The sequence below is a fragment of the Catellatospora coxensis genome, assembly GCF_016862635.1.
Classification (GTDB): Bacteria; Actinomycetota; Actinomycetes; order Mycobacteriales; family Micromonosporaceae; genus Catellatospora; species Catellatospora coxensis.
This window is the reverse complement of record NZ_BONI01000180.1, coordinates 1-2,364: the sequence shown is the minus strand read 5'-3', so window position 1 is coordinate 2,364 and position 2,364 is coordinate 1. Positions and strand designations below refer to the sequence as shown.

Annotated in this window: 2 protein-coding genes; both read right to left on the bottom strand. The window is 69.5% G+C overall.

The features are described 5' to 3' along the window. The coding region (locus Cco03nite_RS41845; RefSeq protein ID WP_203699610.1) for a glycoside hydrolase family 10 protein at nt 1-1,064 on the bottom strand (1,064 nt) is incomplete at its 3' end. Between the two features lie 344 nt (nt 1,065-1,408). Next, a partial coding sequence (locus Cco03nite_RS41840) for a glycoside hydrolase family 62 protein (protein ID WP_275412120.1) occupies nt 1,409-2,364 on the bottom strand: 956 nt, incomplete at its 5' end.

Genomic DNA, 2,364 nt, shown 5'->3' with positions numbered 1-2,364 from the left:
CCGGTGTCCACCGGCCCGCCCGGCGTGGACGGCGACGGCGACGGGTTGGTGGGCGGGGTGCTGTTCAGGGCGTTGAGCACCGAGGTGTAGGCGGCCTTCTTGTTGCCGGAGGAGTCGAACAGCAGGGGGTTCTGGCCGGTGCGCCAGGAGTCGCTGTCGCGGATGCCCCACACGGTGATGCCGTTGCAGCGGGTCACGGCCAGGCAGGCGTTGGTGACGGTCGCGAAGGCGGCGGCCTGGTTGGATCCGGAGATGTCGAGCTCCGTGATCTGCACGTCGACGCCGAGGTTGGCGAAGCGCTGCAGGTTGGCCTGGTAGTCCGACGGGGCCGAGTTGGTCAGGTGCGACTGGAAGCCGACGCAGTCGATCGGCACGCCGCGGGCCTTGAAGTCCTGCACCATGTTGTAGATGCCGGTCGACTTGGCGTTGACGCCGTCGGTGTTGTAGTCGTTGTAGCACAGCTTGGCGTTCGGGTCGGCGGCTCGCGCGGCGCGGAACGCGGCCTCGATCCAGTCGTTGCCGGTTCGCTGCAGGTTGGAATCGCGCCGCGCGCCGGAGCTGCCGTCGGCGAACGCCTCGTTCACCACGTCCCAGGAGTGGATCCTCCCGCGGTACTTGGTGGCGACCTGCGTGACGTGGTTGATCATCGCCGAGCGCAGGGCACTGCCGGACATGTTCTGCGCCCAGCCGGGCTGCTGCTGGTGCCAGAGCAGGGCGTGCCCGCGGATCGCCATGCCCCTGCTCTGGGCGTGGCTGACGATGCGGTCGGCGTTGGTGTAGCTGAAGTTGCCCTGGGACGGCTCGGTGGCGTCCCACTTCATCTCGTTCTCCGCGGTGACCGAGTTGAACTCGCGGTTGAGGATGTTGACGTACGTGGAGTCGCTGAGTTTGAACGCGGCGACGGCGGCGCCGAAATAGCGTCCGCGTTCGGCGGCCGACGCGCCCAGGGTCGTGCCCGCCTCGGCCGAGGTGGCCAGGGCGACGGTGGTCAGGGCGGTGGCAGCGACGAGCGTCGCGGCTGTCAGGGCCGCACGCAACGTGCGGCCGGAGGCTGTTCGTGACATGTCTGTCTCCTGGAAGCGGGTGGACAGGTCCGTGGAGGCCCGCCGCGGGCGGGTGCCCGCCGCGGTGCGGTAGTGCGCCGGCGCACCGGCGCCGGGCAGGCATGGGCGTGCCCGCCGGCCGGTCTGGTACTGCCGCCCGTCTCGTCGACACGGGCGGGTAGAGCCGCGGCGGCCAGAGGCCACCGGTGCTGTCGGATCCGTCGGCCGCGGTGAGTGGCCGGCGGACCCGACAACCGGTCGCGGCCTGGATCGGCCCGCCGCCGGCCGGGTGCCCCGATGATCGGAACTCGGGGCACCCGGAACGGGTCACCGGGCCGAACCGCTGCGCGACCCGGTCGACGGCGTCAGCGCTGCAGGGTCAGCAGGCCGGGCCGGTAGGGCAGCAGCCCGTAGTCGCCGCCGGAGTTCGGCGAGCGGCCCTGGTAGAGCAGCTGCAGGTTGCAGGGGTCGATGGTCATGGTCTGGTCGGCGTTGCTGCGGATCAGCTCGCCGTGGCTGATGTCGTTGGTCCAGGTGGCGCCGCTGTTGGCCTTGCCGGCGAAGGGGTTGCTCTCGGTGGCGGCCTGCGGGGTCCACGAGCCGCCGAGGCTGGTGGCGGTGAAGGAGCGGAAGTAGCGGCCCTGCGAGCCGATCGCCTCGACGATCATGAGGTACTGGTTCTGGCCCGCGACCTTGTAGACCTGGACCGCTTCGAACAGGTTGTTCGTCGTGTCGCTCATGATCACCGTGGAGGTGGAGCCGAAGCTGCCGGGGAAGTTGCCGATGGGCATGCTGGCCCGGTAGATCTTGCCGTTGTCGCCGGCGAAGAACAGGTACATGTTCGAGCTGTCACCGATGACGGCCTGGTCGATGGGTCCGGTGCCGGAGCCGGAGATGCTGCCGGAGAACAGGGTCTGCGGCGCGGACCAGCCGTTGGGGTTGGTCGGGTCGCTGGAGGTGCGGTAGGAGAACGCCGGTCCGCCCCACTGGTAGGCCAGCACCCAGATGTTGCGGGGGGCGAAGTAGAACAGCGACGGCGCGACGGTGCCCGACGACATGGTGTTCTGGCTGGCCGAGGCCATGTCGGACCAGTTGGTGAACAGGCTGAAGTTCATCGATCCCCAGCTGCTGCCGTTGTCGTGGGTGGTGGCGTAGACCAGGTGCCGGCCGTTGTAGGGGGCGTAGGTGAAGTCCTTGAGCGAGACCCAGCCCGACTTCGGGTTCGCCAGCGAACCGGTCGAGGTCCATCGGTAGGTCGAGGGGAGCGAGCAGTTGCCGGGCGGTTGCGGCGAGCTCGAAGCGCTCGGCGTCGGGCTCGGAG